We start from the raw sequence: 2,472 nt of genomic DNA, 5'->3' as shown, positions 1-2,472 counted from the left end.
CACTGGGCGGGAGGGGCCCACAGTGAACTGGAGGTGCGCAAACCCCGAACCGGGCAGCACCGGTACCGAACCGATCAGCATGTCGTCGAACTGGTACGGCAACTGGCGCGGGTGATACCGGACCGGCAGATCGCCCGCGTCCTCAACCTCCTCGGCCACCGAACAGGGCACGGAAATACTTGGACCCAGGCCCGGGTGACGTCCTTGCGGGACAGCCATGGCATCCCGTGCTTCGATCCCAAGCAGCGAGAGGGATGGGTGACGCTGACGCAGGCGGGTCAGGCGCTGGGCATCAGCCCCATTTCCGTGCGCCGCTTGCTGGCCAGCGGCGTCTTGAAAGGCCAGCAGATGGTGTCGTACGCACCCTGGCTGATCCGACGGGACGAGTTGCAACGCGCCGAGGTGAAGGAGGCGATCCAGGCCATCCGAAAGCGGGGGCGAGCTCCGCTACCTGAGCATCCGAACCAGCGGACCCTTGATTTGACGCGGAAATAGCGAGGTGGGCATTATGTCGCGGGATCGGGGCACCCAAGGAAGACCCCTATGGCCCGGGGGTGAGTTGCCGGGGACCTAGACCTCAAGAAGAAGGATATGCCCCATTCCCGCAGAAAAGGTAATAGCGGCAGGGATATCCGATATCGTTACATGTTGCGCTTCGAGGCGGTTGAGACGTCACGGGAGGTGTGATCAGATGAAGGCTGGAAGACTGGCCGTGGCTGTGTTGTTGCTGACGGCGCTCGTGCTGCCCGGAACCGTCGCAGCAGCCCCGAAGACCGTCAAGATCGGGATCATTCTTCCGCTGTCGGGGCCGCTTGCTCCCACGGGCCGGGAGTTGAGGCAAGGGTTTGAGCTCATGGTCGACATCGTCAACAACGTCTATCCCGAACTCGCCCAACAGGGCCTGGAAGTCGCCGGTTGGGACGGCATCCCGGGTCTTGACGGGGCCAAAATCGAGCCGATTTTCGCTGACTCCCGAGGCGACCCTGCCGTCGGCGCGGATCTGTCGAGACGTCTCATCCTCGAACAAAACGTCGTGGGCTTGTTGGGTGCGTACCAGAGCGCGGTCACCAAGACCGTTGCGGGCGTGGCCGAGGTGCATGGGATACCCCACATCAACTCGGACTCATCCTCGCCATCCCTGACCCAGTTGGGCTACAAGTGGTTCTGGCGGGTCACACCCCATGACATGATCTTCGATGAAGACCTCTTCAATCTGCTGGATGGCCTGGTCGCCGGCAAGGCGCCTGGCGTACCGCCGGTTCCCAAGAGCGAGATTTCGAAACTCGCCATCGCGGTGGAAAACACGGAGTTCGGTTCGGCATGCGGCGACGACATCGCGAACCGGCTGGCCCCACAGCGAGGCTACACGGTGGTTGAGTACTTCAAGTACCCTGCCAACTCTCCCGACCTGACCAGTGAGACGATCCGGTTGATCGGCTCGGAGGCCAATGCGTACCTGTTCGCGTCGTACGTGTCAGACTCGATTCTGTTCATGCGCACCCTGAAACTGCGTGGAGCCTCTCCCCGCCTCATCTGGGGTCAGGACGCCGGGTTCACCAACCCGGACTTCGTCAAAGCCATCGGAAAAGACCTGCACGGGGTATTGACTCGCGCCCTGTACATCCCCAGGATAGCAGAGACCAAGCCCATCGCCCGCGCCGTCAATGAACTCTACCGGAAGAGGTACGGCAGGGACCTGGTGGAGGAGTCCGCGCGTGAGACTCTGGGTGTGATAGCGTGGGCCTATGCGCTCAACAATGCCCGGTCGACCGATCCGAAGGCCCTGCAGAAGGCGTTCAACGAGCTCAACGTGCCGGGCGACCAGATCATCACGCCGTGGAAGGGCATCAAGTTTGGCGGCCTCTATCCCGGAGAGAGCAACCAAAACATCTACGCCACGGGGATGATCGGGCAGTACCAGTACGACCCTCGGACGGGCTCGGTCAATCTGGAGATCGTCTACCCGTTTGATGTGGCCACGGCCCAGATGATCTACCCGGTCCCGGGGTGGAAGTAAGCCTTTGCACGCCCAAAGGCCCGGCTGCGTGGATGGCGGTGCGGCCCAGGGAGCTGGTTCAGCGCCTGGCCGCACCGACCGGGCTGCAACGAGTAGGGGAAGCCATCGGACATGGTGCTGACGGACGTAGTACTCTCCGGCATTCTGATGGGGTTCGTGTACTCCCTGCTGGCGGTGGGGCTGACCGTCATTTTCGGCATCATGGACATGGTCAACTTCGCCCACGGGGAGTTTTTGATGGTCGGGATGTACACTGGCTGGCTCACTGCCACCTATGTCTTCCCTGATCCGCTGGTTGGGCTGCCCATCTCTGCCCTGATCGGGCTGGCTCTCGGCGTTGTCTCGTACGTGGCCCTCGTGCGGCGCCTTTTGCGGGGGCCCATGATCGCCCAACTCTTTGGGACATTCGGCCTGATGCTTTTCCTGCGGTACGGGGCCCTGGCCCTGTTTGGGCC

General features: G+C 62.4%; 3 protein-coding genes. All 3 read left to right on the top strand.

Annotation, left to right across the window (positions count from 1 at the left end; all coding sequences use genetic code 11):
- Positions 1-495, top strand: a 495-nt coding sequence (locus AB1609_21175; GenBank protein ID MEW6048948.1) for a serine recombinase, incomplete at its 5' end; no start/stop codon positions are given.
- 196 nt (positions 496-691) lie between these two features.
- On the top strand, positions 692-2,017 hold the full coding sequence (locus tag AB1609_21170) for an ABC transporter substrate-binding protein (GenBank protein MEW6048947.1): 1,326 nt from the start codon (positions 692-694) through the stop codon (positions 2,015-2,017).
- A 111-nt stretch (positions 2,018-2,128) separates the two neighbouring features.
- A partial coding sequence (locus tag AB1609_21165; protein ID MEW6048946.1) for a branched-chain amino acid ABC transporter permease occupies positions 2,129-2,472 on the top strand: 344 nt, incomplete at its 3' end.

This window comes from Bacillota bacterium, from assembly GCA_040754675.1.
In the GTDB taxonomy this organism is placed as follows: domain Bacteria; phylum Bacillota; class Limnochordia; order Limnochordales; family Geochordaceae; genus Geochorda.
The sequence above is the reverse complement of the archived record's forward strand: the minus strand, read 5'-3'. Positions and strand labels throughout refer to the sequence as shown.